The organism is Megasphaera indica (genome assembly GCF_046614755.1).
GTDB lineage: Bacteria > Bacillota > Negativicutes > Veillonellales > Megasphaeraceae > Megasphaera > Megasphaera intestinihominis.
In genome coordinates, this window is sequence record NZ_JBKKJR010000003.1 from 25,520 (window position 1) to 51,350 (window position 25,831).

The following is a 25,831-nucleotide window of genomic DNA, read 5'->3' on the forward strand; positions in this document are numbered from 1 at the left end:
TCACCCTTTCTTCATGACGTAATCGACGACGTTCCGGAGGAGCTGTTCGCCGACGCGGCCGCTCTTTTCCGGATGGAACTGGAAGCCCAGGACATTGTCTTTGCCGCAGATAGCCGGGACGGGCTGGCCGTAATCGGCCGTAGCGATGACGTCGGGCGTATCCACTGGCGATTTATGGTAGGAATGGACGAAATAGACGTAAGGATGAGCCGGCAGTCCTTTCTGGAGCCAGTGTTCCTGGCGGAATTCCAACTCATTCCAGCCCATGTGGGGTACTTTCAGTTTCGTGTGGAAGGGCACGATGTCGCCGGGCAGGAAACCCAGGCAGTCGTAGGTGCCGCCTTCGTAGCTCTTTTCAAAGAGGGCCTGCATGCCCAGGCAGACGCCCATGAAGAACTTGCCGCTCTGGACCTGTTCCTGCAGGAGCGGGATGAGGTCGAATTTCTGTAAGTTCCCCATGGCATCGCGGATGGCACCGACGCCGGGCAGTTCGACCAAATCGGCGTCGCGGATGACAGCCGGGTCGCGGGTAATGGCCGCTTCGATGCCCAGGCGTTTCCAGGCATTGTATACGTTGGCCAGGTTGCCAACTTCATAATCGATAATCGCAATCTTCATCATAACACCCCTTTTGTCGACAAGACACTCGTTTCGTCGCCTTCGATGCGGACGGCTTCCTTCAAGGCGTGACCCAGCCCTTTGAACACCGATTCGACGATGTGGTGGGCATTTTCGCCATAGAGATTGGTGACGTGCAGGTTCATGCGGCCGTGGACGGCCAGGGCATAGAGGAATTCTTTGAGCATTTCCGTTTCAAAGGTCCCGATGCGTTCGACGGCGAGTTTCACGTCGTAGACCAGGTAGGGCCGGCCGCTGAGGTCGATGACGACCCGCGTCAGGGCTTCGTCCATGGGGCAGTAGAACATGCCGTAGCGGTTGATGCCCTTCTTGTCGCCCAGGGCCCGGGTCAGGGCGTCGCCAAAGACGATGGCCAGGTCTTCGATGGTGTGATGCGTGTCGACGTCGAGGTCGCCGTGGACGTGGAGAGTAATGTCCATGCCGCTGTGGCAGGCCAGGAGGTTCATCATGTGGTCGAAGAAACCGATGCCCGTCGTGCCGCCGAAGGTACCGGAGCCGTCGATGTTGAGGGAGACGGCGATCTGCGTCTCTGCCGTTTCCCGTTCAATCTGGGCACTACGCATATTTCTTCGCCTCCTCGGTCATGACGGCGACGACGCGGCGGACGACGTCGTCCGTGGTGATGGTGATGCGCAGGCAGTTCTTGAGGTCTGCCGCCTTATAGGAGCGGACGCAGATGTCGGCGTCGTGCAGGGCCTTGACCATGGCCGGGCCGTCGGGGACGCGGACCAGGACGAAGTTGGTCGCACTGGGATAGACCGTAAGATTCGGCACGTCCTTTAAGGCGTCCATGAAATGCTGGCGCGCTGCCAGGGTCGGCGAGATGTTGTGGGCCAGGATTTCATCGGCATAGTCCATGGCGGCCAGGGCAGCGTTCTGCGAGAGGATGTTCAGGTTGTAGACGAGTTTCGTCAGGCCCAAAGCGTCGATGACTTCCTTCTGGGCCACGCCGTAGCCGACGCGGCAGCCGGCCAGGCCGAAGGCCTTGGACAAGGTGCGGATGACGATGAGGTTGTCGTACTGAGAGAGTTTGGTAATGATACTCGGCGCGCCGGCAAATTCCAAGTACGCTTCATCGATGACGACGATATTGTCGGCAGCCTGGACCAGGCTTTCGACGTAATCCAGGGGCAGCAGTTCCCCTGTCGGGTTGTTCGGGTTGCAGAGGACTGTCACTTTCGGCTGGAGTTCTTCCACTTTGGCCAGGAGGCCGTCGCGATTGCGGCGGTATCCGTCAAGGTCGGACACGGTGACGACCTTGGCACCGAGGACTTCGGCGTCGATGCCGTAGATGTCGAAGGTCGGCGTATGGGTCAGGAGCGTATCGCCGGGATTGAGGAAGGTATTCATGATGAGGCTGATGATTTCATCGCCGCCATTGCCGACGAGGACTTCCTGGGGCTGGCATCCGACGTATTTCGCCAGGGCTGCTCGCAGTTCTTCGGCAAAGGGGTCCGGATAGTGGTACGACGGCGTCTTGGCCAGGCGTTCCAGGAAATCGGCTTTGACCTTGGGGAAATCAAAGAGGTTGTACGGACTTTCATTGGCGTTGATGACTGTATGCTCCCGGATTTCTGGGACGACATAGGGTTCAAAAGAGCGGATGGTATTGCGAAGCCAGTTATTATTCATCGATTCTCCTCCTTACAGCCAGGCCGTGAGCCTGCAATCCTTCTACATTGGCGAAGCGCATGACCTTGTCGGCGACAGCTGTGAAAGCGTCCTTATCGTATTCCAGGAGGCTGCTGCGCTTGACGAAATCATAGACGCCGAGGGGCGACGAGAAAGCCGCCGTCCCCATAGTCGGCAGGGTATGGTTGGGGCCGGCGAAGTAGTCGCCCAGGGGTTCCGTCGTATAGGGCCCCATGAAGATAGCACCGGCATTGACGATTTTCTTGGCCCACGTTTCGGCGTCGCTGAAGGCGATTTCCAGGTGTTCCGGCGCGATGAGGTTCATAATATCTACGGCCTGGTCCTTATCCTTGACGATGAAGAACTTGGCGTGTTTTTCAATGGATTCGGCAGCGATGTCCTTGCGCGGCAGTTCTTCCAGCTGACGCCGGACTTCAGCTTCGACTTCGCCGGCAAAGGCGGCTCTGGGCGTGACCAGGAAGACGGCGGCCCGGCGGTCGTGTTCGGCCTGGGCCAGGAGGTCAGCAGCGACCCAGACCGGATTGGCGTCGTGGTCGGCCAGGACGCCGACTTCACTGGGGCCGGCGATCATGTCGATGCCGACAGTGCCGAAGACCAGGCGCTTGGCCATGGCGACGTAAGCGTTGCCCGGGCCGACGATCTTGAAGACCGGCGGGATGCTTTCCGTGCCGTAAGCGGCAGCGGCAATGCCCTGGGCACCGCCGACTTTATAGATTTCCGTAGCGCCGGCGACGTGGGCCGCAGCCAGGATGTAGGGATTGACCGACCCGTCTTTGGCAGGCGGCGTAAAGACGGCGATGGACGGGACGCCGGCGACGTGGGCCGGGATGGTGTCCATGAGGACCGTCGACGGATAGGCCGCCGTACCGCCGGGGACGTAGACACCGACGCGCTGGATAGGCGTGAACTTGGCCCCCAGGCGGACGCCGGGACGGAAGGTGTCGATCCAGGTCTGTTCGACCTGGCGTTCATGATAGGCCCGGATGTTGGCGGCCGCTTCTTCCAGAATGGCCATGAAATCGGGACCGACGATGTCGACGGCATCGTCGATTTCTTCCGGCGAAACGAGGAAACTGTCGAGGTCGACGCCATCGAAGCGTTTCGTATATTCCCGGACAGCGGCGTCACCGCGCTGTTCGATGTCGGCCAGGATAGCTTCGACAGCCTTGCGGATGTCTTCACTTTCTGCCTGGTCCCGTTTAGTAATGCGGCGAATGTCGCGTAAGGTCAACCCTTCACTGGGTACATCTATCCATTCCACTCTAACTCCCCCTTAATTATGCCTTCATGCTGTGTTCACGGATGACATCCATGAGCTGCTGGATTTCGTTATATTTCATCTTAAAGGAAACGGGATTGCAAATCATGCGGGCACTGAAATCCATGAAATATTTCAGGACTTCCAGGCCGTTGGCCTTCAAAGTATTGCCCGTTTCGACAATATCGACGATGACATCGGACAAGCCGACGATCGGTGCCAGTTCAACGGACCCGTTGAGCTTGATGATGTCGACGCTGTGATGATTGGCCTCGAAATAGCTGCGGGCAATGCGCGGATATTTCGTGCCGATAGTGATGCGCTTGGTCATGTCGACCTTCTTGCCGGCAATGCCGGCGACGGCCATGCGGCAGCGGCCGATGCCCAGGTCCATGACTTCGTAGACGTCGGCGCCCGGCGCTTCTTCGATGAGGACGTCCTTGCCGACGATACCGACGTCAGCGGCGCCGCGTTCGACGTAGACAGCGACGTCAGGTGACTTGACCAGGGTCACTTTGAGCTGGCCCTTGGCGTCTTCAAAGATGAGCTTGCGGCTCTCTTCGGAATACGTCGGGAAATCATAGCCGCTTTCGGCTAAATACTTCATGACCACTTTATGAATACGGCCCTTGGCCAGTGCAATATGAATCGCCATGTTACAACCTCCCCATGAGTGCTTCCAATTCTTCGGCCGTCATGGCCTTGCCGTCCTTATAGTACGAGCCGTTGCGGTAAATAGCGTGGATACTGTAATCGCCGCTGTCGATGAAGGACGAATCGGGATAGGCGGCGACGCGGAAGCCGCGGCTGCGCCAGTTCATGAGGTCCCGGACCAGGGTCTGGTCGCAGGCTGTATAGGATACGGCCATCTGGAACGATGGTTCCGTATCTTCCAACAGGCCGGCATCGTTCATGTATTCATACAATAAATTGATGTTCATGCCGAAGCCGCAGGCCGGGCGGTCGACGCCGAACCGCGACGACAGCTGGTCATAGCGGCCGCCGTCGATGATGTCGTACAGGGCGCCGTCGACGTAGACCTTGAAGACCGTATCCGTATAGTAGCCCAGGCGGCTGGCAAAGCCGAAGTCGAGCTGGACCTTATCGGCATAGCCGGCATAAAGGATGTAGTCATAGACCCGTTCCAGCCGCGACAGGGCGTTGAGCATGCCGCTGTTGATAGAGTAATCCCGGGCCTTGCTCAGGGTCTGGGCATAGGGCCCGAAGAGGACCGGCAGGGCTTCCAGGGCCTTGCGGGCATCGGCCGATACCGGCAGGGCGGCGATATAGGACTTGCAGGCCACGAGATTGCGTTCTGCCATATACCCCTTAAGGGTTTCCTTCTGGTCTTCCGAAATGGGAAGGCCGTCGAACAAAGCCTGTGTATAAGCAGCCGTACCGATGTCGATGCGGATGTTTTCGACGCCGACGGCTTTGAGGATCTCCGCTGCCGTGACGATGACTTCGCCGTCACATTCGGGACTGGAGTCGCCCAGGATTTCGATGCCCCCCTGCAGGAAATCCTTGCCATACGTCGAGCGGCCGTAATATTCGCGGAAGACCGTGCTGACGTAACCGAACTTGAGCAGCTGGTTCGAGCGCGGGAATTCGCGGGCTGCCGTTTCGACGAGAGGCAGCGTCACATCCGGCCGCAGGACCAGGACACGGCCATCGGTGTCGATGGTCTTGACCATCTGCTGGCGGAGCCGTGGAAAGAAGTGCTGGTATACATCGTAATCTTCAAAACTCGGCGTTTCAATAATCTTACAGCCGTGGTTCATAATAACAGAAATTATTTTTCCCTGGATCCGGTCATAATTGCGCATTTCATCATGGTGGAGCATCTTCACTCCATCCAAGGTATTGTTGTTCATCCTATGACCTCCCTTCCTTTAGTTCTTTATCTTGGTAAAGCATTAAAATATCAGCTGTTGAATATTGTACCACAAAGTCCTAAAAATAAAAATACCTTTTTCTAACTTTTTACGCTTTTTCACTTTCATCGCCAGCACATTTTAATCGTTTTTTTACAGCCTTTTCAAATTTAGGCCTGGGAATCATGACCCGGTGGCCGCAGCCAGTGCAGCGGATGACGAAATCGACACCGATGCGCAGGACTTCCCATTCATTGCAGCCGCAAGGATGGGCCTTCTTCATCTGAACGATGTCACCTACATAATAACGAATAAAATCAGCCATCAAAATTCCTCCTTCAATAGACAATATTATAATATATGATTATATAGCCCCAAGGCCCCCTTCGCAAGGGAATGGGCCGCCGCGATTGACCTGCTATAGTGCCTGTGTTAAGATAACAGGTAATGAATTGAAGAGGAGGAATTGTTTTGAAATCATCGATGAGCCGGCAGAACCTGCGCCGGTCCTATCTCATCTGTTACATTATCGGCACAATCTGTACGGTCTGCGCCATCGCGCTCCTGGCCTGGGTGGCCATCTGCATCGCCTTGGAAAAAGAGCCGCTGGCGTCGGTCGCCTTTTTACCGGACATGCCGGTATTTGCCATCTTCATCGTCATCATCGCCATCGCGGCTATCAGCGTCGCTGCCTGGCAGTACGGGGCGACGTTTCACCAGCGCTATGAAGCACTCACAGGAAAGGAAGGGCCTGACAGGGTAAAGCATGAGAAAGAATGAATTTATGGACCTCTTGCGCTACTATTTCCGCAAGAGTGACAAAAATGACTTGAAAGGCATCATCGAAGACTGCGAAGAACAGTTCCGCCTCGGTGCCAAAGAAGGAAAGTCGGAAGAAGAAATCTGCTGCAAACTGGGACATCCCAAAAACATTTACCGCTACTATATCGGCGAACCCATCGTCCCGGAAGACAATCCGCGTATGCCTGGCGACGAATACGGAGCCTATGGCGATTTCGGTCCAGGCGTGGAAGACCGCGTCTTCTATGACCAGGACCAGAGCGATGAATACTACCGTCAGCAACAGCTAGCCCAGCAGCAACGCCGTTACGAACGGGAACAAGCCATGCGCCAGCGCTACGCCGCCGAAGCCGCCAAGACGGGCAAGGATTTCAACTGGAACGACGGCGACAGCCAGATGGGCAAAGCGGCCAAAGCCGTCGCCAGCCCCTTCATGGACGTCCTGGGGACCCTCTTCGGCATCCTCAGCGGCTTCCTCTACCTGGCCCTGGCCATCGTCATCCTGGCAGCCATCGGCATTTCCTTCATCCCGGCCTATGCCTATACGGACCTCCTGCCCTTGCCGACGCTCTCCCTGGTGACGCGGGTCCTCGTCGTCCTGACGGTCCTCTTCGCCGCCATGACGGCCAGCTCGGCCAGCCAGGCCTGCCACGCCGCAGCCCGCGGGAAGGGGGCGCAGTAAATGAAGCGCGTCCTCATCTTCCTCATCCTGACACTGGCCTGCGCCTTCGGCAGCTACACATCCTTCATGAGCAACGATTACGGCCCGCTGAAGCATTGGATGGCCTATTATAAAGAGTATAAAGAAATCCAGGGTGCCCTGGACAAGGGCAATGCCAGCAAGGCCGAACTCCTGGCTAAACTGAAGGCTATGTACCCGGAAAAAGCGGACCAGATTGAAGCCCAGTTCAAGGTGAAATACGGCAGCCTCAAGGACTCGGCCGAAGATGCCGGCGACACGGTCAAATCGAAGTGGGATTCCTATACCCGCGACGACAGCACCAGCCACAGCCGCTCCCAATCCCAGAGCCGCAGCAGCCAGTCGTCGTCTTCCCGGAGCAGCCAGAGCCAGAACAGCCGCAGCATCAGTCAGAACAGCAGCCATGCTGGCGACCAGGACCATACGGCAGACGGCCACGACAACAACCGGGCCCGTTAAAAGTTTTCTACTAACAAACAATAATTATCCGTTGACATTAGGGTTGAAAAGTGCTACAATGAAATCAACCCAAAGAGGTGCTAAAAAATAATTTCAAATATAACTTTTTGTCAAGGAGGAAATGAATTATGGAATTAAAAGGTTCGAAAACAGAAAAAAACTTACAGGCTGCCTTTGCAGGTGAATCCCAGGCCCGCAACAAGTACACCTATTATGCCAGCGTAGCTAAAAAAGCAGGCTACGAACAGATCAAAGCTTTCTTTGAAGAAACGGCTAACAACGAAAAAGAACACGCTAAAATCTGGTTCAAACTCCTCAACGGCGGCGAACTGCCCAACGACATCAACGCATTGAAAGACGCTGCTGCCGGCGAACATTACGAATGGACGGAAATGTACCCGACCTTCGCTAAAGAAGCCCGTGAAGAAGGCTTCGACAAAATCGCCTTCTTATTTGAAAAAGTCGCTGAAATCGAAAAACACCACGAAGAACGCTACCTCGCTCTCCTGGCTAACGTCGAAAAACAGGAAGTCTTCAAGAAATCCGACAAGAAGACCTGGATCTGCCGCAACTGTGGCTTCATCGTAGAAGCTGTCGAAGCTCCGAAAGTCTGCCCAGTCTGTGCACATCCCCAGTCCTTCTTCGAACTCCGCAACGTTAATTACTAATAGTGAAAAAAAGGCTTGTCGCACGTGCGACAAGCCTTTTTTTAGTGGCTAGCAGTTAGGGGCTAGTGGCTAGCGGATGGTTTTAAATTTAAAGGTTTTCACTGAAAACTACAAACTATAAAGCAAAGGGGCCGTGCATGATGGCAAAATCCTTCGTGCGACAGTCCCTTTTTAGTGGCTAGTGGCTCATGGCTAGTGACTCGTGGCTAGGGGCTAGCTTCGTAGGGGCTTGCACGTGGCAAGCCTGCCCCAGAACATGAGCAATTTTCCGGCCTAGAGAGATTGTCACCAAATATCCAGCGGGTCGCCCATGCGGCGACCCCTACAGTAAAAAATAGGCTGTCGCATTTGCGACAGCCTATTTTTTTATTCTTCTACGCGGAAGCGATAACCGTTTCCCCAAACGGTTTCGATTGCCGTGAATTCCGGTTCGACTTCGTTGAGCTTGTCCCGCAGGCGGTTGACGTGGACCGTCACCGTCGCCAGTTCGCCCAGGGCATCGAGATGCCATATCATCTCGAAGAGGTACTTCTTGGAGAAGACCTGGTTGGGATGACGGGCCAGGAACAAGAGCAGATTGAATTCTTTCCCAGTCAGATTGATTTCTGTTTTTCCCCGGAAAACCTGGTGGCGCTTGATGAAAATGCGCAAGTCGCCGACTTGGATATCCGGTTTGTTGTCATCGGCATCCTGGAGACGTACCCCTAACAGTCTCTGATGGATTTCCAGATGGGCCTTCAGGCGGGCCATCATTTCCGATGGATTGAACGGCTTGACGATATAATCGTCAGCACCGAGTCCCAATCCCTTGATCTTATCGTCGTCGCTCCCCCGAGCGGTGATGAAAAGGATGGGGACGTTGCTGATGTCCCGCAGTTTGCGGCACAACAGGAAGCCATCCGTGTCAGGCAGGCCGATGTCCAGCAGGACTGCTTCGATGGCTCCGCCATCAAAGATCTTCAGGCCTTCCTTTCCCGTCATGGCTACGGATACTTCAAAGCCATTGTCCTCAAGAAAGTCCCGTTCGATGGCAGCGATCATACTGTCATCTTCAATAATCAAAACGTGCGCCATAACTATACCCCCTCGTTGCGCTCCCGGTCAGGCTATTTCCCCGTCTGCAATCTCCGGAAGCCGTAATCTAAAATGGTCGGTGCATCGGTCCAGCGGTTATCGTCGTTGTACAGGACCAAGACCAGCGTATGGCCGTCGCGCGTTGCCGAAGCAACGAGACATTCGCCAGCAGCATTGGTAAAGCCTGTCTTGACGCCGTTCGCGCCGGGATAGCCGCTGGTCAGGAAATGGTTTGTCGTCGTGACGTGCTTCGGTTCCCGACCATCCATGTATTTTACATCATAGGATTTGAGTCCTACAATATAACGAAATTCAGGGAAGTTCTTCATCCCGTACGCAGCCATCTTGGCCATATCGATGGCCGTCGTGTGGTGATGGGCTGCCGTCAAGCCGTTGGGATTGACGAAATTCGTATGGGTAGCTCCCATTTTGACCGCTTCCTGGTTCATCTTTTCCGCATAGCCGGCGACAGAACCCCCTAAAGTCTGGGCGACGGCGACAGCAGCGTCGTTCCCGGAAACGACCATCATGCCCCGCAGGGCTTCACGGATAGAAATGGGATCGCCCGGTGCAATCCCCAGGCAGGAAGGTTCCGTATTGGCAGCTTCCCAGGAAATCTGCAAGGGCTGGTCCAGCTTATCCTTATATTGGTCCAGGGCCGTAATGAGGGTGACGATTTTCGTCGTGCTCGCCGGGTGGACCCACTTGGTCGGATAGACCTGATATAATACCTTACCTGTATCGACGTCGATCATGCAGGCCGATTCAGCAATCGTCGGCGGCATATCGGCCTGAGCCGTCACCGTCATGGAGCCAATCATAAAACCGACAGCAATGACCGTCGTCAGCATAATACGCTTTAAAATAGAAAACATCCAATGTCTCCTTCCTATCTAACAAAATTATGAATTGCCAGGGAATACAAATCTACAATAACCCATTATTTTTATTATATTTTTAATTAAAACATCTGTCAATAAAAAGAGGCCGTCGTCATGCGACAGCCTCTTTTTGAGTTTTAAGTTTGCAGTTTGTAGTTTTTAGTGCATGTTTTAAAGCCCTCATCTACAAACTCCGTACTACAAACTATAAAGCAAAAGGAATCGCGCATGATAGCTGAAGCCTTCGTGCGACAAACCCTTTAATAGCTAGCAGTTCGTAGGGGCCGGCCCGCCGCGAACAGTCAACCACATCCCTACCAGCTTAATGGCATGTTTTGTCTGCGAACTGCGAACTGCGGCCGGCGAACCGCGGCCGGCGGGCGCCCCACGTGGGCGCCCTACAAATTATTCCGGTTTCACTTCGGCCCGAAAGATTTCGTCGCCAATGGTCTTGACCCAGAAACCGATGAGGTTGCCATAGGTTTCGCGGTTCTTGTCTTCTTCGGCGGCCTTGATGATATACGTCGTGAACTGGCGGGCCCAGGAATAGCCGAAACGGTCGAACTGGGCCTTGCGGTTGGCATCGGCGATCTGTTCGATGATGGGCAGGAAGATATCCTTGGTCACTTCTTTCAAGTGTTCCGTAATGGGATAGACATAGGCCATGCCCTTGGCATCTTTCTGCATGAAGACCAGGGCCAGCTTGTCCGGATTGTGGCTATCGTCGGCATAGTCGATGTGATAGGCTTCCAGGGGCAGGCGTTCCTTGTCTTCCTGGCTCAGGAGCTGATAAGCGCCGTATTTGATGATTTCATAGAGGCGGTCATCATAAGAACCTTCCAGTTCGATGATCTTTTCCCGCCATTCGCCCCAGGTCAGGGCAGCCCGGCAGGTATAGGTCGTGAAGGACGGCGAACCCAGGGCATCCTGGACTTCCTTCGACGTGACCCGTTCTTTCGGATCCGGGATGTGCCAGACCAGGAGCTTCTTGTCCCGGTCGATGTAGAGGCACTTGCTTTCCATGTGGATCTTGGCGTGGCAATGAGGGCACGTGTAGAAAAATAGATTTTCGTCGAAATGAACGCGTTCGCTCAATTTCGCATCAGCCGTGTCGATGACATCCCACGTATGGAAGACGCCGTATTCGCGACAGGCCGGGCACTGGACGGTGACGTCCAGGTCATGGGTTCCGTTTCTTTTTGCCATGGGTTACACTCCTTCCGCACTGCTGGCCGGATACAAGGCCATGATCTGCGATGCAGCCTGTTCGATGTCGACGAGGCTGCGTTTCCTCAACTTCAAGAAAGGATGGACGATGGCTTCGATTTTCTTGACCTCTTCCGACAAGGCAATCGGGTCCGGTGCATCATCGCGGCTCTGCAGCAGGGCCAGGGCAGCGCCGGCTTCTTCCATCATGGCCGCCTGTTCATTGCCGGCAGCGTCTCCGAGATGGCGGAGCCAGAAGAAGACAGCCGCTTTCGTATAGGCTTCCTGTTCTTCCGGGCTCGTGCAGACCATGTCGATGCGGTCGAAGCCGGTTCCGTCGGTCAGGAGCAAAGGGACGACGGCAGCGGCAGCGCGCTGCAGGGGGTAGCGTTTTTCTTCCGTACTCAGCGAAGCAAAAGCAACGTGCTTCAAATGCTTTTCATCGGCCAGATGGATGGCCTTCTTATAGGCCGACAACAATTCCCCTTCTTCACCGCGCTTGCCGCCTACCCAGTACGGCCCGACAGCGTGGATGATGAAAGGCGCCTTCAATTTATAACCCTTGGTCATGACGGCACTGCCGACGTGGCACATGCCGATCGTACGGCACGAGGCGGAAAAAGACAAGCCGCCTTTCTGATGAATCTTACTGCTGACGCTATTCGTTGGCAAGAGGGTCGAGCTGGCAGAATATACGATCCCGTCGGCCTTCCACTCCGATAAATCACCTAATACTACACGAAACTGCATCGTGGTCACACCCTTTCCAAATGGATACTCTGGTCCTATTATACCATTACTTGACAAAGGTATTAATAGCTTTCTTGAGATTTTCTACGGCATCTGCGTCGTGTTCACGGATGGCATCGACGATGCAGTGGTCGATATGGTCCTTGAGGATGACCCGGCTCACACCGGCGACGGCCGAATGGACGGCGGCCAGCTGGACCAGGACGTCGCTGCAGTCGCGGCCGTCTTCGATCATGCGCTTGATGGCTTCGACGTGGCCCGTAATGCGCGACAGGCGGTTAAGGACGCGCTTCGTTTCCGTATGGTGATGGCCGTAATGGAGGGGATGGGACGCCACGCCGGCCGGCTGTTCCTCGTCGTCGTAGACGAAATCGGCTTCGTCAGCCTCCTTGACGACTTTGATGAGATAGAACCGGTCCGTATCCATGGCGATGACGACGGAAAACCCGGCGCTGATCAATTTCTCTTCCAGGACATCGACCGGCGGCAGCACAGGCTGGCCGCCGTGGATGGCGTTGACGGCCTTGCGGGGCATATCGTGCATGATGAGCAGCGTCCCACCCGGCACCATGGCCTCATAGAGGCGGCGGATGACGTCGCGGCTGTGACTGGCGATATGGGGATAAAAATTGAGGCAGCAGACGACATCATAATGTTTTTCCGGGAAATGGTACTTCAGGACATCGCCTGTCGTAAAAGTGACATTGGCCAGGTGAGAAAATTTCTCTTTGGCCACATCGATCATCTGCTGGGAATAATCGAAGCCCTCGACGGTCCCATCATCACCGGCAGCCGCCGACAAATACGGCAGGAGCACGCCTGTCCCGCAGCCGGCATCGAGGATGACCGAACCGTGCCGTATCCCTGCCAGCTCCATGAAAGACGACAAGATTTTGGCGTCGGCCTTGCGGTCGCGGTCCCAGTTCCTGGCATAATTTTCAAAAAATATATGTTCCTTATCCATAGGGATTCCCCTTTTTCGATTTTGTCGTAAAAACCACACCATCAGACTGGCCATCGGTGTGGCTGACTGTTCGCGGCGGGCCGCCAGCCACTGCTGTCCGTTTTGGCATCCGTCCTGCGCCTTCCGCTGGTCGGCACCTGACGGGCCAAAAAGGCTTTCAGGACGGCCCCTACGAAACACTAACTGCTAAAAAAAAGACTGTCGCACGAAAGCTATTGCCATCATGCGTGGTCCCTATCTCTTTATAGTTCGGAGTGTGTAGTTTGCAGAGAAAAGCTTTAAATTTAAAGCCATCCACTAACCACTAACAACTAGCCACTAATCGCTGAAAAGGGCTTGTCGTCATACGACAAGCCCTTTTTACATGGTGCGGTTGGGGGGACTTGAACCCCCATGAACTTTCGTTCACTACCCCCTCAAAGTAGCGCGTCTGCCATTCCGCCACAACCGCATATAAAATTGTAAAAAAAAGAATATGGCGACCCCGATCAGATTTGAACTGACGATCTTCGCCGTGACAGGGCGACATGTTAAACCGCTACACCACGGGGCCGTTTCTATTCAGCGCTCCTCTTGTGAGAAGCTATGGTGCGGTTGGGGGGACTTGAACCCCCATGAGCTTTCGCTCACTACCCCCTCAAAGTAGCGCGTCTGCCATTCCGCCACAACCGCATGATAGGTAATTGATGTTGGTGCTCAGGGACGGAATTGAACCGCCGACACGGGGATTTTCAGTCCCCTGCTCTACCGACTGAGCTACCTGAGCAAAAAAAGTGGCGACCCCGATCAGATTTGAACTGACGATCTTCGCCGTGACAGGGCGACATGTTAAACCGCTACACCACGGGGCCGTTTCACCATTGTATCAGCACGGAGTGCCTCAACGAAAACTATTCTACCATGACACGGCATTTTTGGCAAGTCTTTTTTTATCTTTTTTTCCAATAATTCCAAAAATCCCTCTATGTTATCGGCTACATTTGATGTATAATATAGTCGGTACGCTTTGTTTACACCGTTTTTACAAAGAGATTAAGAGAGGATAGAACAAACAACATGGTTCATGCAACGAAGGCAATCAGCAACTGGCGGCATCGGCTCCTGCCGCTGCTTATCATCTTCGCCGTAGTCTACGGCTTCTGCTTTGAATGGCAGTTTCTCGTCTCCCTGGGCATGGGTCCCGACAATATCGAAGACATGACGTTCGGTCTGCTGCCCGGCGTCGGTGCTGTCGTCCTGTCCCTGGCCCTGTACTGGAAGCACTTGTCACCAGGCGCCATCATCCCGCCGGCCCTCATCGGCCTGGGCTGGATCATTACGGGCCCTTACTTGAGTTACATTTCCCTGATCAATACGAATACGATTTACTTGAACAATATATATGATATATATGTAGGACTATACTTTTTTGCTATCTTTTTCTGCCTGAACATGATTGTCCGGCAGTATCTCCCCCACAAAATCGGGGCCGTCTTCATGACCCTCGTCCAGTTCGCAGCGTTCTTCATCATTTTGCTGCAGTGGGTCTACTATTTCCTCTACAATTCGTCGATCACCACGTCCGGCGCCCTGCTCATCTTCCAGACGGGACCGGCAGAAACGCTGGAATACTTCCACTCCCTGGGCCTGTTCAAGGTAGCCGCCATCGCCGTCGCCCTGGCCCTGATCCTGGGAGCCCTGTTCCTCTTGAACTATCGCCAGAACATCCTGCCCCGGACCCACGTCTACCGCAAGATCATCCCCCTGGCTTCGCTGCTGCTCATCATCGCCCCGTCTGTCGGCGCCTTGAGCGAAGAAATCTTCCCGGAAGCCTTCCCGATCCGGACCTTCATCGACACGCACGACTACATGCAGCGCTCGGCTTTATATGCCGAAAACCACGACGAAAAATACAATGCCCTCCAGGCCGTCCAGCTCCATCCGGCCGACTATCCCAACACGGTCATCGTCGTCATCGGCGAATCGGAAACGCGGACGCTGATGAATGCCTACAATCCGGACCACGTGCCTAATACACCGTGGCTGACGGCGATGAAATCGAATCCGGACTTCACGCTGTTCACCAACGCCTACAGCTGCGTCTGGTACACGGTCCCCGTCCTGGAACACGCCCTGACGGAATCGAATTTCTACAACGATAAGCCTTTCAACGAATCCATTTCCATCATCGACATGGCCAAGAAGGCCGGCTATAAGACCTACTGGTTCAGCAACCAGGGCTCCGTCGGCGTCGCCGATACACCGATTACGCTGGTTGCCAACACGGCCGACGTCTCCGAATGGGTCGACCGGGACCTGAAAGAATCGACCCTGGACGGCGCGCTCCTGCAGTTCCTCAAACGCGTCGATCCGAAGGCAAAGAACTTCGTCGTCCTCCACGTCATGGGCAGCCACATCGAATACCGCAACCGCTACCCGAAAGAGTTCCAGAAATTCAACGACGGCAAGATCAACCAGGAAGCCGACTTCGACAACACCGTCCTCTATACGGACTGGGTCCTGTCGCAGATTTACGACTACGCCCGGGATAACCTCAACCTCGACGCCATGATCTACTTCTCCGATCACGGCAGCGATCCCGACGTCGCCCGCCAGCCTGACAGTGCCAGCTTCAAAGTCCTGCGCATCCCCATGTTCTGCTACTTGTCCGAAGGCTACCAGAAGCGCAATCCCGACGTCGTCAAAGCCATCAAGGCCAATAAGGACAAGTATTTCACCAACGACCTGGAATACGAATTCATCTGCGGCGTCCTCAACATGGAATCGCCGAACTACGACCCGACCATGTCCATCGCCTCGTCCAAATGGAGCATGGAACGGAAAGACCTGAAGACCCGCTTCGGCAAGACCAGCCTCATGGAAGACACGGAATACTAGTAGGGGCCGGCCTGTTACGGCGGCCCGCAGTTCGCAGGCCGCAAAGGGCGTCCCGCTTGCGGGAATCCCCTGAACCGCTTTCACAGGCCGCTGTCGTACGAAGGTTTCTGCCATCATGCATGATTCCTTTCTCTTTAATGTTTGATGTATGATGTTTGAAGCAATAGCTTTAAATTTAAAGCCATCTGCTAACAACTAACTGCTAGCCGCTAACCACTTTAAAGGGCTTGTCGTCGTGCGACAAGCCCTTTAGTCAAACCTCCCTCATAATGGTATAATAGACATATACCATTATGAGGGAGGTTTTTTTATGGAACATGCTTGTGTCGCAGCGGGGTTATTTCCCCATCCGCCGATTATGCTGCCGGAAATCGGCGGCGATGAACTGCGAAAGATAGACGCCACGGTCCGGGCCGTACAGGCGGCTGCCCGCTTGATCGTCAGCCAGAAACCGGAAACATTGGTCATCATGTCGCCTCATAACTACGTCTTCCCCGACGGGGCAACGCTCGTGGAAACGCCCCGCCTCTACGGCAACCTCGACGCTTTCGGCTATCCGGAGCTGGCCATGGATGTCCGCACCGATATGGACCTGGCCGAAGAAATCTTTGAAACAGCCACGCCCAAGACCGACGTATACCGACTCGATGCCGCCTGGAGCGACCGCTTCGGCCATCCCCTCTACGTCGACCAGGGCACTTTCGTCCCCTTATATTACCTTCGTCAGGCCGGCTTCACGGGCCAGGTCGTCCTCATGGCGCCACGCTTCGACGACTACGACAGCATGAGCCTCTTAGGCGATCTCGTCGTCCAGGCCGCTGCCCGACTGGGCCGGCGCATCGCCATCATCGCATCGGGCGACTTGTCGCACCGCCTCCTGCCCGGTTCGCCGAACGGCTACACGCCGAAAGGGGCCATCTTCGACAAGACCGTCATGGAAGCCCTGCAAAAACAGGACCCGGCCATCTTAAAGACTATGAGCCGCAGCCTCATCGACGAAGCCGGCATGTGCGGCCTGCCGTCGGTGTATTTCCTCTTCGGCGCCCTGCGCCATTTCCGCCCGGTCATGCCGATTTATTCCTATGAAGGGCCCTTCGGCGTCGGCTATGGCGTCGCCCTGTACTTGCCGGAAGGCCAGGAAAAACGGGCTGAAAAACCGGCTGTCGCCGACATCCGCGTCCGCCTGGCCCGGGAAAGCATCTCGTACTACCTGACGCACCATGCCTTCATGAACGTACCCAAAGACCTGCCTGAAGACCTGCAGGACAAGGCCGGCGCCTTCGTGTCCCTCCACAAGGGAAGCCGCCTGCGCGGCTGCATCGGCACCTTCCTGCCCATGCAGATGAATATTGCCAGTGAAATCATCCACAACGCCGTATCGGCTGCGACGCGGGACCCGCGCTTCTACCCGGTCAGCCTGGACGAACTGAAAGACATCGATATTTCCGTCGACGTCCTGGGCCAGCCCGAAGCCGTAGCTTCGCCAGCCGACCTGGATCCCAAGAAGTACGGCGTCATCGTCATGAGCCATGCCCAGACGGGCCTCTTACTGCCCGACCTGGAAGGCGTCGACACGGTCCAGCAGCAAATCGCCATTGCCAAGGAAAAAGCCGGCATCCCGCCTCAGGTCCAGCCTGACCTCTACCGTTTCACAGTCACGCGCTATAAGTAGGTGAGACCATGGAAGCCGCTTATTATGAAATTGCCCCGTCCGGCCAGGCACGCTGCCGTCTCTGTCCCCATCACTGCCGCATCGCCTCAAGCCATCGCGGCCGCTGCCAGACCCGCTATTACGACGGTAAGCGCCTTCAGGCCCTGAACTACGGCCAATGCACGGCCATCGCCCTGGATCCCATTGAAAAGAAGCCCCTCTATCGCTTCCATCCCGGTTCCGCCATCCTGTCCCTAGGCTCGTGGGGCTGCAATTTCACCTGCCCCTTCTGTCAGAACTGGCAGATTTCCCAACAGGAAGCGCCCTTCCGGGAACTGACGCCGGAACAGGCTCTGGCCCTGGCCCGGCACTACAGGGCCGACGGCAGCATCGGCCTGGCCTACACCTACAACGAACCGACCTTGAGCTATGAATTCATCATCCAGACGGCCCGCCTCGTCCACGAAGCCGGCCTGGTCAACGTCATGGTCAGCAATGGCTATATCGAAAAAGAACCGCTCCAGGCCCTGCTTCCCTATATCGACGCCTGGAACATCGACCTCAAGGGATTTTCCCAGGACTTCTACCAGTCCCTCTGCGGAGCATCTCTCCAGCCTGTGCTGGACACGATCGAAGCGGCCGCTGCCGTAAGCCATGTTGAAGTGACGACGCTGGTCATTCCCGGCGAAAACGATGACCCGGCCCAGATGGACGCCGAAGCCCGCTGGCTGGCATCCATTTCACCGGACATCCCCCTGCATCTGACCCGCTATTTCCCGCAGTACCACTGGTCTGCGCCGATGACACCCATAGCAGCACTGAAACAGCTGCAGGCAGCAGCCAGCTCTTATCTCCACTACATCTATCTAGGCAATGTCTAGCTGATGCCATCGCTTGCACGTTAAACGATTATCGTAAAGTTTAAACTTGCGCACCGTTTTGAACATGATATAATAAAGTACAGTTTATTTTTATTTTTTTAAAAAGAAGTGGTGGTAAAGAATGGCATTAAAAGAATTTACTTTTAATATTGGTGAAACTACGCAGACTGTCAAGCTCCCGGAAGAACACATTGTCGGGGTCATGGAAGGGAAACACGTCCCTGCCGTCGACATCAAACAGGCGACGATCGACTGCATGCGTCATCCTATCGGCAGCGCCCCGTTGCAGGAAAAAGTCCAGAAAGGCGATAAGGTCTGCCTCGTCGTCGCCGACGTCACCCGCACGTGGAACCATTCCAATCAATTCCTTATCTATATCATCGACGAACTGAACCTGGCCGGCATCCCCGATGACGACATCTACATCGTCTTTGCCCAGGGCTCGCACCGCGCCCAGACGCCGGAAGAAGACGTCCTCGTCTGCGGCGAAGAAGTTGTCCGCCGCATCAAGACCTATCAGCACGACTGCATGGATCCGACTCTCGTCGACTTCGGTACGACCAAGCTCGGCACACCATTGAAACTCAATAAACACGTCGTCGACGCCGACAAAGTCATCATCGTCGACGGCATTACGACCCATCTCTTTGCCGGTTACGGCGGCGGCCGCAAGCTCATCCTGCCGGGCGTCTCCGGTTTTGAAACGATCCAGCGCAACCATTGCCACGCTTTAGCTGACGAATTCGGCCACGGCATCAATCCCAAGACGCGGGCCCTCAAGATCGACGGCAACCCGCTCAACGATGACATGGTCGAAGCCTGCAGCAAGATCAATCCGTGCTTCCTCGTCCATTCCGTCATCAACGGCAACGGTGAAATTTGCCGCATGGTCGGCGGCGACTGGTACGAAGCATGGCGGGCCGGCACGGAAGCCGTCCTCGACATCCAGCGCGTCCCGATGAAAGAAAAATCGGACGTCGTCATCGCCTGCGCCGGCGGCTATCCCAGCGATGTCAGCCTCTACCAGGGCTGCAAATGCTACGATCCGGCTGAAATGGCTGTCAAAGACGGCGGCATCATCATCGCCATCATGGAAGCCCGGGACATCAAAGAACCGGCCATCTACATGGACAGCTTCAAATACGACACGATGGAAGACATGGAAAAAGCCCTGCGGGCACACTTCACTATCCCCTTCTTCGTCGCCTTCAACCTCTTCTGCCTGACCCATAAGGACACGGTCATCCTGGTCACACTGCCGCGCAACTTCAACGACATCCGCCGCACCGGCCAGATTCCGGTCGAAACCGTCCAGGAAGCATGGGACCTGGCACAGCAGAAACTGAAAGAACAGGGCAAAGACAAGGACTACACCATCAACATCATGCCCCATGCCACCAAAGTCATGCCGATTTTACAGGACAAATAACGAAGTTATTTGTCCCGTAGGGGACGCCCAGAGGGCGTCCCGCCTGATTCCATAATCCCGTAGGGGACGTCCTTTGGGCGTCCCGCCTAATTCCATAACCCGTAGGGGGACGCACGAAGGCTTTTACCATCATGAAAGGCCCCTTTCTCCTGAAAGTTTGTAGTACAGAGTTTGTAGAAGAGGGCTTTAAATTTAAAAGCCTTCACTAAAAACTACAAACTTAATATTCAAAAAAGGCGCTGTCTTTATGCGACAGCGCCTTTTTTTGACGCCCTATCCCAAGTCTCTCCTCATAGGAGAGCTGTCGGCGCCGCTGACTGCGAGGTTGCTTTTTGAATCACCGTGCAGGTTACGGGATTTTCACAAGCGGGTTCGAAAATGCAACCTCTCCGGCCTTTCAGGCCACCTCCCCTATCAGGGGAGGCCTGCGGACTGCGACCTGCGACCTGCGGACCGCGTTCCCCATTATTCCCAAAAGCTATACGTGTCTATTCTTTGATGCGTAAATAACATAATATATTTTCGTATATATCATGACAAGCGTAAAATCCTATGCTATAATATAGCCAAGAGATGCGAAAGGAATGGCAAGCAAGTTTCCCTTCCTTTGTAAGCGCATTAGAAAGGGGTGAATCCAGTGGAAATAGAGAAAGTAGAACATGCCGCCGGCGGTAAGGGGTACATCTTGAAGAGAAAACTTCTGAGCGCCACCGAGCTGAAAGACAAGGTAGGTATGTTCGCCGAAATCACATTGAAACCTGGATGTTCCTTAGGCTATCACGTTCACAGTGACAACGCAGAAGCATATTACATCCTTTCCGGAGAGGGAGAATATGACGACAACGGAGAAATCCGGACCGTTAAACCAGGAGACGTTACTTACACATCAGATGGTAAGGGTCACAGCTTGGAAAACAAAAGTCAGAACGATTTAGTTTTCATTGCGTTGATCATTAACAACTAAATAATGTCCATAGGATCAGCAAGCGTTCGTCGATGAACATTACGAATTAACTTATCTTGATTGAAGTGCTTCGAACTTTTCGAATGGGTGTGATGTTTTTCAAATAGGTTAGTCTAGTAAATCCAAGCGCAACGAACGATTATTGTTTCAACATTTTTGTACGAGGTTAAAGTAACCAGAACCAAAAACGAGATGAATATGAATCCTATAACGTAGAGGACCGGTAGACATATGTCGCGTGTGTATCGGTCCTTTTACGTGTTTTTTTACCTGACTTGTCCCTTCTCCATTGACAGAAACAGTCCCCTCTTCTATAATATACTAAAACGGTATTCTATAGAATTCGTTTAGATTTATCAAAGGGGGAGACAATTATGTCCAACGAATCTCAAGACCGGGTCCAAGAACAAGCCCGGGAAGCCATCCGCGGCAGCCAAGGCCAGCATCGCGGCCGTCAGTTCGCCTTGTGGATGGGCGCCTTGATCATCGGCGCCATTTTAGGCTGGCTCGGCATTCCGGCACTGAACCAATTATTTGATTTCATTGCAACAGTTTTCACGCGCTTATTCCAGTTCATTGCCGTACCGACTATCGCCTTAGCCGTCATTACTACTTTATCGGCGCTGGGAGCCAAAAAAGAAACGGGCCGCATCTTCGCCCATGCCGTCACGTACACGCTCTTGACGACCATCTGTGCCGCCGCCATCGGCCTGGTACTCTACCTCTGGATTGCCCCGGGCAACCTGCCGGTAGACCTCATCAATTCCGGCGTTTCCAATGTCCCGCAGAAATTGGAAAAAGTCACCTATTACGACCACTTCCTGTCGGTCATCCCGAATAACATGCTCCAGCCGTTCTTGTCGGGCAACGTCCTCTCGGTCATGCTCATCGCTGCTGCTGTCGGCCTGGCTTTGGCCTTCATGCCTAAGACAGAAAACCGCGCCGTCCTCCTGAAAGGCCTCCTGGGCTTACAGGAAGTCCTGTTCACCCTCATCCGTGCCCTGCTCTGGATTTTGCCTGTCGGCATCCTGGCTTTCTCGGCACAGCTGTCGGCTCAGATTGAAGCCGGTGTCATCGTCGGTGCCCTGGGTAAATATACTCTGGTCATCCTCGGCGGCAACCTCATCCAGTTCTTCATCGTCCTGCCGATTTTCCTGGTCCTCCGCGGCCTCAATCCGATTTACGTCTTCCGCAAGATGGCTCCGGCCATTGCCGTCGCCCTGTTCACCAAGAGCTCGGCCGGTACCCTGCCGGTCACCCTGGCTTCGGCTGAACAGCGCCTCAACGTCCATCCCCAGGTATCGCGCTTCGTCCTGCCGATCTGCACGACCATCAACATGAACGGCTGTGCCGCCTTCATCCTGGTCACATCCCTGTTCCTCATGCAGAACGGCGGCTTCGACCTCTCCATGGGCACCATGATTGCCTGGCTCTTCGTCGCCGTCCTGGCTGCCATCGGCAACGCCGGCGTCCCCATGGGCTGCTACTTCCTGACTTTGTCGCTCATGTCCGGCATCGGTGCGCCTATCGGCATCATGGGTATCATCCTGCCGATCTACACCATCATCGACATGATCGAAACAGCCGAAAACGTCTGGTCCGACTCGGCCGTCTGTGCCATGACCGACCACGACTTAGCTTCTGAACTCGATGCCCAGCCGGCACCGGCTCAGCATTAAGAGCGTAAAAAAACCGCTGTCTTAAAGACGGCGGTTTTTTTTAGTTGTTAGTGGCTAGTGGTTAGGGGCTAGCATAACTGTTAGCCGCGAATGGTAGCTTCTTTCATGGCTTTGACGTAGTCGTAGATGTGCGGAGCCGCATCGTCGCCGTATTTGGCGATGATTTTGACGATGGCACTGCCGACGATGACGCCGTCAGCGACGCGGCCGATTTTTTCAGCCTGTTCCGTCGTGTTGATGCCGAAACCGACGGCACACGGTACGTCTGTGACTTCTTTAGCCGTATCGATGATTTCCTTGAGGTCCGTCTTGATTTCCGTCCGCGTCCCCGTGACGCCCAGGGAGGAAACGATGTACAGAAAGCCTTCGCCGACTTTAGCGATTTTCTGGATACGGTCTTTCGACGTCGGCGCGATCATGGAGATGATGTCGATGCCATGGGCTTTAGCGGCAGCGGCACATTCATCGCGTTCTTCAAAGGGCATATCGGGGATGATGATGCCGTCCATGCCGGTTTCCTGGCAGCGGGCAAAGAATTTTTCAGCGCCGTAATGGAAGACGGGATTGAGATAGGTCAAAAAGACCAGGGGAATCTGCGTTTCCTTGCGGACCCGTTCGACCAGGGCAAAGACGTCGTCAATGCGCGTCCCTGCTTTCAAAGCCCGCAGGTCCGCTTCCTGGATGACGATGCCTTCGGCGATGGGATCGGAAAAGGGGATGCCGATTTCGATGAGGTCTGCTCCGGCCTTTTCCATGGTCATGATATATTCATACGTCTTGTCCAGCGACGGGTCGCCGGCTGTCAAGAATCCGATAAAAGCTTTGCCATTCTTAAAGGCGTTGCCAATCTTACTCATGTAAGTCCCTCCCTTTATATCTTGCAATGGCGGCGACGTCTTTATCACCGCGGCCGGACAAGCAGACGATGATGATGTCGTCCTTGCTCATCTTCGGTGCTATCTGCATGGCTTCGTAGACGGCGTGGGCGCTTTCGATAGCGCAGATGATGCCTTCCGTCCGGGCCAGGTATTCAAAGGCTTCGACGGCTTCGTCATCCTTGACCGGGATGTACTGGGCACGGCCGGCCTGATGCAGATAAGCGTGTTCCGGCCCGATGCCCGGGTAGTCGAGGCCGGCAGAAATGGAATAGACTTCGTCGATCTGGCCGTCTTCGTTCTGGCAGAAGAGCGATTTCATGCCGTGGAAAATGCCGACTTCCCCTTTGGCCATAGTAGCGGCATGCATCTTGGTGTCGATGCCCTTGCCAGCAGCTTCGCAGCCGATGAGCTTGACGTCTTTATCGCCGATGAAGTGGTAGAACATCCCCATGGCATTGCTGCCGCCGCCGACACAGGCCAGGACAGCCGAGGGCAGTTTCCCTTCCCGTTCGAGGATCTGCTGACGCGCTTCCTTGCTGATGACGGACTGGAAGTCGCGGACCATCATCGGGAAGGGATGTGGACCCATGGTCGAGCCGATGACGTAGTGCGTATCGTCGACGCGGCTGACCCATTCGCGCATGGCTTCGTTGACGGCGTCCTTGAGGACCCGCGAGCCCGACGTGACGGCGTGGACCTTGGCGCCCAGGAGTTCCATACGGTAGACGTTCAGGGCCTGGCGGATCGTATCTTCTTCGCCCATGAATACTTCACATTCCAGGCCTAAGAAAGCCGCTGCCGTCGCCGTAGCGACGCCGTGCTGGCCGGCGCCGGTTTCGGCGATGACCCGCGTCTTGCCCATCTTCTTGGCCAGCAGGCACTGGCCCAGGGCGTTATTGATCTTGTGGGCACCCGTATGGTTCAGGTCTTCGCGCTTCAAGTAAACCTTGGCGCCGCCCAAATCTTTGGTCATCCGTTCGGCATAGTAGAGCAGGGACGGACGGTTGGCATAATCGTCGAGCAAGTCTTTCAATTCAGCCTGGAAATCAGGATCATTCTTATAATGGCTGTACGCTTTTTCCAAGCGCTGGATTTCATTCATCAATGTTTCCGGTATGTATTGACCGCCGAAGGGGCCAAATCTTCCTGTACTCATGTAGTTACCTCCTGTAAGCACGTACTTGTGCCATGAATCGTTTCATTTTTTCTTTGTCTTTCACGCCGTCTGTCTCAATGCCGCTGCTCACATCCAGGGCAAAGGGTTGGAGCGCTGCCGCCTGGACGGCATTGTCCGGATTGAGGCCGCCGGCCAGAAAGTACGGTCTGTCTATATGGGCCAGCAGGGCCCAGTCGAAACAGTCCCCCGTCCCGCCGGCACCGTGGTCGAGCAGGATGTAGTCGGCCTGGCTGCACCGGGCCTGCCGGACATCGGCTTCGCTGGCGATGGAAAAGGCTTTGATGACCCGTACCTTCAAGGTCTGCTGGACAGCTTCGATCATCGCGTCGTCTTCGCAGCCGTGGAGCTGGACGATCTGGATGGTCCCGGCCGTCACCAGCTGCCCTATGTGTTCCAGACTGTCATCGACGAAGACGCCGACGGCCGGGATAGACGGGTCCAGGGCCTTGCGCAGGGCTACGGCCTGGTCGTCGCTGACGCGGCGCTTCTTGCCGGCAAAGATGAAACCGGCATAATCGGGCCGGAGTTCATTGGCCCAGACAATATCACAGGGCCGCTTGAGGCCGCAGAACTTGACCTTAACCACGATAGCCTCCGGCCAGCTCGTCGAGCATGGCTTTCTTATCGGGACTGCGCATGAAGGTTTCGCCGATGAGGACGGCGTCGACGCCGTGGTCGCGCAGGACCTTCGTGTGGTCTGCCGTCTTGATGCCGCTTTCGGCGACGAAGAGGATGTCCTTCGGTACCAGCGGCCGCAGGCGGCAGCTCGTATCGAGGGATACCGTAAAGTCCTTGAGGTTGCGGTTATTGACGCCGATGACGCGGGCGCCGATGGCGATGGCCCGGCGCACTTCGTCTTCATCGTGGGCTTCGACCAGGGCCGACAGGCCCAGGGAATCGGCCAGCTGGAAGAAGGTCCGCAGCCGGTCGTCGTCGAGGACGGCGCAGATGAGGAGCACAGCCGACGCGCCCAGGGCCCGGGCTTCATAAATCTGGTATTCGTCGATGATGAAATCCTTGCGCAGGACCGGCGTATCGACGGCAGCGGCGATTTCCTGCAAATACTGCGGGCTGCCCAGGAAGTAATCCCGTTCAGTCAGGACGGAAATGGCTGCGGCGCCGGCCTGTTCATATTCTTTGGCAATGGCGACGTAAGGGAAATCGGGAGCGATGAGTCCCTTCGACGGCGAGGCCTTCTTAACTTCACAGATGAAAGATAAGCCCGGTTTCTTCAGGTTCCTTTCAAAGGGGAATTCTTCTTTTTTCGGAGCTGCCAGGGCCCGCTGCTTCATGACTTCCGGCGGGACCTGCTGTTTATCCGCGACCAGCCGCTTGGCAACGGCTGCCGTAAGATCATCTAATATCATA

26 protein-coding genes and 5 tRNA genes are annotated in these 25,831 nt (G+C 55.1%); 10 read left to right on the top strand and 21 right to left on the bottom strand.

Translation table 11 applies throughout. From position 1 onward, the window contains the following. The 7 genes from hisH to ACFCTO_RS02715 all read right to left on the bottom strand — a co-directional run bounded on the left by hisH (position 1) and on the right by ACFCTO_RS02715 (position 5,749). Positions 1-618: an imidazole glycerol phosphate synthase subunit HisH gene (hisH, locus tag ACFCTO_RS02685; protein WP_020309951.1), complete on the bottom strand. Its 618-nt coding sequence runs from the start codon at positions 616-618 to the stop codon at positions 1-3. Then, positions 618-1,202 carry an imidazoleglycerol-phosphate dehydratase HisB gene (gene hisB, locus ACFCTO_RS02690; RefSeq protein ID WP_292260745.1) on the bottom strand — a complete coding sequence of 195 codons (585 nt, stop codon included), beginning with the start codon at positions 1,200-1,202 and terminating at the stop codon, positions 618-620. The genes hisH and hisB overlap by 1 nt, the downstream gene beginning before the upstream one ends. Further along, positions 1,195-2,271, bottom strand: coding sequence for a histidinol-phosphate transaminase (gene hisC, locus ACFCTO_RS02695; protein WP_499876354.1), 1,077 nt, complete (start codon positions 2,269-2,271; stop codon positions 1,195-1,197). Before hisC ends, hisB begins: the two co-directional genes overlap by 8 nt. After that, on the bottom strand, positions 2,264-3,553 hold the full coding sequence (gene hisD, locus ACFCTO_RS02700; protein ID WP_499876355.1) for a histidinol dehydrogenase: 1,290 nt from the start codon (positions 3,551-3,553) through the stop codon (positions 2,264-2,266). Before hisD ends, hisC begins: the two co-directional genes overlap by 8 nt. Positions 3,554-3,569: 16 nt before the next feature. Next, the gene (gene hisG / locus ACFCTO_RS02705) at positions 3,570-4,205 is read right to left on the bottom strand and encodes an ATP phosphoribosyltransferase (RefSeq protein WP_020309947.1); all 636 of its coding nucleotides are present in this window, start codon (positions 4,203-4,205) and stop codon (positions 3,570-3,572) included. A gap of 1 nt (position 4,206) precedes the next feature. Then, a complete protein-coding gene (locus tag ACFCTO_RS02710; protein ID WP_499876356.1) occupies positions 4,207-5,424 on the bottom strand; it encodes an ATP phosphoribosyltransferase regulatory subunit in 1,218 nt (405 codons plus the stop codon). A 109-nt stretch (positions 5,425-5,533) separates the two neighbouring features. Continuing rightward, positions 5,534-5,749, bottom strand: a complete 216-nt coding sequence (locus ACFCTO_RS02715) for a DUF951 domain-containing protein (RefSeq protein WP_072981397.1) — start codon at positions 5,747-5,749, stop codon at positions 5,534-5,536. Between the two features lie 146 nt (positions 5,750-5,895). On the opposite strand from ACFCTO_RS02715, the gene ACFCTO_RS02720 reads away from it, so the two are divergent. The 4 genes from ACFCTO_RS02720 to rbr all read left to right on the top strand — a co-directional run bounded on the left by ACFCTO_RS02720 (position 5,896) and on the right by rbr (position 8,052). Continuing rightward, complete coding sequence (locus tag ACFCTO_RS02720; RefSeq protein ID WP_499876357.1) at positions 5,896-6,204, top strand: hypothetical protein; 309 nt, start codon at positions 5,896-5,898, stop codon at positions 6,202-6,204. Next, positions 6,191-6,907, top strand: a complete 717-nt coding sequence (locus ACFCTO_RS02725; RefSeq protein ID WP_418518182.1) for a DUF1700 domain-containing protein — start codon at positions 6,191-6,193, stop codon at positions 6,905-6,907. Before ACFCTO_RS02720 ends, ACFCTO_RS02725 begins: the two co-directional genes overlap by 14 nt. Beyond that, the gene (locus ACFCTO_RS02730) at positions 6,908-7,384 is read left to right on the top strand and encodes a hypothetical protein (protein ID WP_481324804.1); all 477 of its coding nucleotides are present in this window, start codon (positions 6,908-6,910) and stop codon (positions 7,382-7,384) included. It abuts the gene before it with no gap. Between the two features lie 128 nt (positions 7,385-7,512). Next, positions 7,513-8,052 (top strand): rubrerythrin, encoded by a 540-nt coding sequence (rbr, locus tag ACFCTO_RS02735; RefSeq protein WP_020309941.1) that lies wholly within the window; start codon positions 7,513-7,515, stop codon positions 8,050-8,052. Positions 8,053-8,418: 366 nt separating this feature from the next. Here the strand turns inward: rbr and ACFCTO_RS02740 are convergent, their stop codons facing one another. From ACFCTO_RS02740 to ACFCTO_RS02785, 10 genes are all read right to left on the bottom strand, one after another. After that, positions 8,419-9,126 carry a response regulator transcription factor gene (locus ACFCTO_RS02740; protein WP_499876358.1) on the bottom strand — a complete coding sequence of 236 codons (708 nt, stop codon included), beginning with the start codon at positions 9,124-9,126 and terminating at the stop codon, positions 8,419-8,421. A 32-nt stretch (positions 9,127-9,158) separates the two neighbouring features. Beyond that, positions 9,159-10,001: a D-alanyl-D-alanine carboxypeptidase family protein gene (locus ACFCTO_RS02745; RefSeq protein WP_020309939.1), complete on the bottom strand. Its 843-nt coding sequence runs from the start codon at positions 9,999-10,001 to the stop codon at positions 9,159-9,161. A 411-nt stretch (positions 10,002-10,412) separates the two neighbouring features. Further along, the gene (locus tag ACFCTO_RS02750; protein ID WP_499876359.1) at positions 10,413-11,213 is read right to left on the bottom strand and encodes a CpXC domain-containing protein; all 801 of its coding nucleotides are present in this window, start codon (positions 11,211-11,213) and stop codon (positions 10,413-10,415) included. A 3-nt stretch (positions 11,214-11,216) separates the two neighbouring features. After that, positions 11,217-11,963, bottom strand: a complete 747-nt coding sequence (locus ACFCTO_RS02755; protein ID WP_020309937.1) for a macro domain-containing protein — start codon at positions 11,961-11,963, stop codon at positions 11,217-11,219. A 46-nt stretch (positions 11,964-12,009) separates the two neighbouring features. Further along, entirely contained in the window at positions 12,010-12,927 is a 918-nt protein-coding gene (locus ACFCTO_RS02760; protein WP_418518193.1) for a metal-sensing transcriptional repressor, read from the bottom strand. A gap of 365 nt (positions 12,928-13,292) precedes the next feature. Further along, positions 13,293-13,378, bottom strand: a tRNA-Leu gene (locus tag ACFCTO_RS02765). Positions 13,379-13,403: 25 nt separating this feature from the next. Further along, a tRNA-Asp gene (locus ACFCTO_RS02770) sits at positions 13,404-13,480 on the bottom strand. 33 nt (positions 13,481-13,513) lie between these two features. Further along, positions 13,514-13,599 (bottom strand) — tRNA-Leu (locus ACFCTO_RS02775). Positions 13,600-13,617: 18 nt separating this feature from the next. Further along, a tRNA-Phe gene (locus ACFCTO_RS02780) sits at positions 13,618-13,693 on the bottom strand. 8 nt (positions 13,694-13,701) lie between these two features. Next, positions 13,702-13,778: transfer RNA gene (locus tag ACFCTO_RS02785), tRNA-Asp, on the bottom strand. A gap of 205 nt (positions 13,779-13,983) precedes the next feature. On the opposite strand from ACFCTO_RS02785, the gene ACFCTO_RS02790 reads away from it, so the two are divergent. The 6 genes from ACFCTO_RS02790 to ACFCTO_RS02815 all read left to right on the top strand — a co-directional run bounded on the left by ACFCTO_RS02790 (position 13,984) and on the right by ACFCTO_RS02815 (position 22,408). Further along, entirely contained in the window at positions 13,984-15,804 is a 1,821-nt protein-coding gene (locus tag ACFCTO_RS02790; protein ID WP_499876360.1) for a phosphoethanolamine transferase, read from the top strand. Positions 15,805-16,114: 310 nt separating this feature from the next. Then, positions 16,115-17,476 carry an AmmeMemoRadiSam system protein A gene (gene amrA, locus ACFCTO_RS02795; protein WP_292261724.1) on the top strand — a complete coding sequence of 454 codons (1,362 nt, stop codon included), beginning with the start codon at positions 16,115-16,117 and terminating at the stop codon, positions 17,474-17,476. A gap of 8 nt (positions 17,477-17,484) precedes the next feature. Then, positions 17,485-18,336 (top strand): AmmeMemoRadiSam system radical SAM enzyme, encoded by an 852-nt coding sequence (gene amrS, locus ACFCTO_RS02800; protein ID WP_499876361.1) that lies wholly within the window; start codon positions 17,485-17,487, stop codon positions 18,334-18,336. Between the two features lie 121 nt (positions 18,337-18,457). Further along, entirely contained in the window at positions 18,458-19,765 is a 1,308-nt protein-coding gene (gene larAH10, locus ACFCTO_RS02805; RefSeq protein ID WP_481324800.1) for an NPN-dependent 2-hydroxyacid racemase, LarAH10 family, read from the top strand. A gap of 637 nt (positions 19,766-20,402) precedes the next feature. Then, positions 20,403-20,729 carry a cupin domain-containing protein gene (locus ACFCTO_RS02810; protein ID WP_020309930.1) on the top strand — a complete coding sequence of 109 codons (327 nt, stop codon included), beginning with the start codon at positions 20,403-20,405 and terminating at the stop codon, positions 20,727-20,729. A 374-nt stretch (positions 20,730-21,103) separates the two neighbouring features. Next, positions 21,104-22,408, top strand: a complete 1,305-nt coding sequence (locus ACFCTO_RS02815) for a dicarboxylate/amino acid:cation symporter (protein ID WP_292261730.1) — start codon at positions 21,104-21,106, stop codon at positions 22,406-22,408. Between the two features lie 80 nt (positions 22,409-22,488). Here the strand turns inward: ACFCTO_RS02815 and trpA are convergent, their stop codons facing one another. Genes trpA through trpC form a run of 4 tightly spaced genes read right to left on the bottom strand, consistent with a single transcriptional unit; the run spans position 22,489 to position 25,830 of the window. Next, complete coding sequence (gene trpA / locus ACFCTO_RS02820; protein ID WP_020309928.1) at positions 22,489-23,265, bottom strand: tryptophan synthase subunit alpha; 777 nt, start codon at positions 23,263-23,265, stop codon at positions 22,489-22,491. Beyond that, positions 23,258-24,442 carry a tryptophan synthase subunit beta gene (trpB, locus tag ACFCTO_RS02825; protein ID WP_481324799.1) on the bottom strand — a complete coding sequence of 395 codons (1,185 nt, stop codon included), beginning with the start codon at positions 24,440-24,442 and terminating at the stop codon, positions 23,258-23,260. The genes trpA and trpB overlap by 8 nt, the downstream gene beginning before the upstream one ends. Before the next feature lie 4 nt (positions 24,443-24,446). Next, positions 24,447-25,049 carry a phosphoribosylanthranilate isomerase gene (locus tag ACFCTO_RS02830; RefSeq protein WP_499876362.1) on the bottom strand — a complete coding sequence of 201 codons (603 nt, stop codon included), beginning with the start codon at positions 25,047-25,049 and terminating at the stop codon, positions 24,447-24,449. Next, entirely contained in the window at positions 25,042-25,830 is a 789-nt protein-coding gene (trpC, locus tag ACFCTO_RS02835; RefSeq protein WP_481324798.1) for an indole-3-glycerol phosphate synthase TrpC, read from the bottom strand. Before trpC ends, ACFCTO_RS02830 begins: the two co-directional genes overlap by 8 nt. Between the last annotated feature and the right edge of the window lies 1 nt (position 25,831).

What these genes read in the sequence shown, in the direction of transcription:
- ACFCTO_RS02725 (WP_418518182.1), top strand. Translation starts at nt 6,191, where the DNA reads ATGAGAAAGAATGAATTTATGGACCTCTTGCGCTACTATTTCCGCAAG.
- hisH (WP_020309951.1), bottom strand. Translation starts at nt 618, where the DNA reads ATGAAGATTGCGATTATCGATTATGAAGTTGGCAACCTGGCCAACGTA.
- ACFCTO_RS02760 (WP_418518193.1), bottom strand. Translation starts at nt 12,927, where the DNA reads ATGGATAAGGAACATATATTTTTTGAAAATTATGCCAGGAACTGGGAC.
- ACFCTO_RS02745 (WP_020309939.1), bottom strand. Translation starts at nt 10,001, where the DNA reads ATGTTTTCTATTTTAAAGCGTATTATGCTGACGACGGTCATTGCTGTC.
- hisG (WP_020309947.1), bottom strand. Translation starts at nt 4,205, where the DNA reads ATGGCGATTCATATTGCACTGGCCAAGGGCCGTATTCATAAAGTGGTC.
- trpA (WP_020309928.1), bottom strand. Translation starts at nt 23,265, where the DNA reads ATGAGTAAGATTGGCAACGCCTTTAAGAATGGCAAAGCTTTTATCGGA.
- ACFCTO_RS02740 (WP_499876358.1), bottom strand. Translation starts at nt 9,126, where the DNA reads ATGGCGCACGTTTTGATTATTGAAGATGACAGTATGATCGCTGCCATC.
- rbr (WP_020309941.1), top strand. Translation starts at nt 7,513, where the DNA reads ATGGAATTAAAAGGTTCGAAAACAGAAAAAAACTTACAGGCTGCCTTT.
- ACFCTO_RS02790 (WP_499876360.1), top strand. Translation starts at nt 13,984, where the DNA reads ATGGTTCATGCAACGAAGGCAATCAGCAACTGGCGGCATCGGCTCCTG.
- amrA (WP_292261724.1), top strand. Translation starts at nt 16,115, where the DNA reads ATGGAACATGCTTGTGTCGCAGCGGGGTTATTTCCCCATCCGCCGATT.
- ACFCTO_RS02715 (WP_072981397.1), bottom strand. Translation starts at nt 5,749, where the DNA reads ATGGCTGATTTTATTCGTTATTATGTAGGTGACATCGTTCAGATGAAG.
- ACFCTO_RS02710 (WP_499876356.1), bottom strand. Translation starts at nt 5,424, where the DNA reads ATGAACAACAATACCTTGGATGGAGTGAAGATGCTCCACCATGATGAA.
- trpC (WP_481324798.1), bottom strand. Translation starts at nt 25,830, where the DNA reads ATGATATTAGATGATCTTACGGCAGCCGTTGCCAAGCGGCTGGTCGCG.
- ACFCTO_RS02815 (WP_292261730.1), top strand. Translation starts at nt 21,104, where the DNA reads ATGTCCAACGAATCTCAAGACCGGGTCCAAGAACAAGCCCGGGAAGCC.
- ACFCTO_RS02750 (WP_499876359.1), bottom strand. Translation starts at nt 11,213, where the DNA reads ATGGCAAAAAGAAACGGAACCCATGACCTGGACGTCACCGTCCAGTGC.
- larAH10 (WP_481324800.1), top strand. Translation starts at nt 18,458, where the DNA reads ATGGCATTAAAAGAATTTACTTTTAATATTGGTGAAACTACGCAGACT.
- ACFCTO_RS02755 (WP_020309937.1), bottom strand. Translation starts at nt 11,963, where the DNA reads ATGCAGTTTCGTGTAGTATTAGGTGATTTATCGGAGTGGAAGGCCGAC.
- ACFCTO_RS02730 (WP_481324804.1), top strand. Translation starts at nt 6,908, where the DNA reads ATGAAGCGCGTCCTCATCTTCCTCATCCTGACACTGGCCTGCGCCTTC.
- amrS (WP_499876361.1), top strand. Translation starts at nt 17,485, where the DNA reads ATGGAAGCCGCTTATTATGAAATTGCCCCGTCCGGCCAGGCACGCTGC.
- trpB (WP_481324799.1), bottom strand. Translation starts at nt 24,442, where the DNA reads ATGAGTACAGGAAGATTTGGCCCCTTCGGCGGTCAATACATACCGGAA.
- hisB (WP_292260745.1), bottom strand. Translation starts at nt 1,202, where the DNA reads ATGCGTAGTGCCCAGATTGAACGGGAAACGGCAGAGACGCAGATCGCC.
- hisC (WP_499876354.1), bottom strand. Translation starts at nt 2,271, where the DNA reads ATGAATAATAACTGGCTTCGCAATACCATCCGCTCTTTTGAACCCTAT.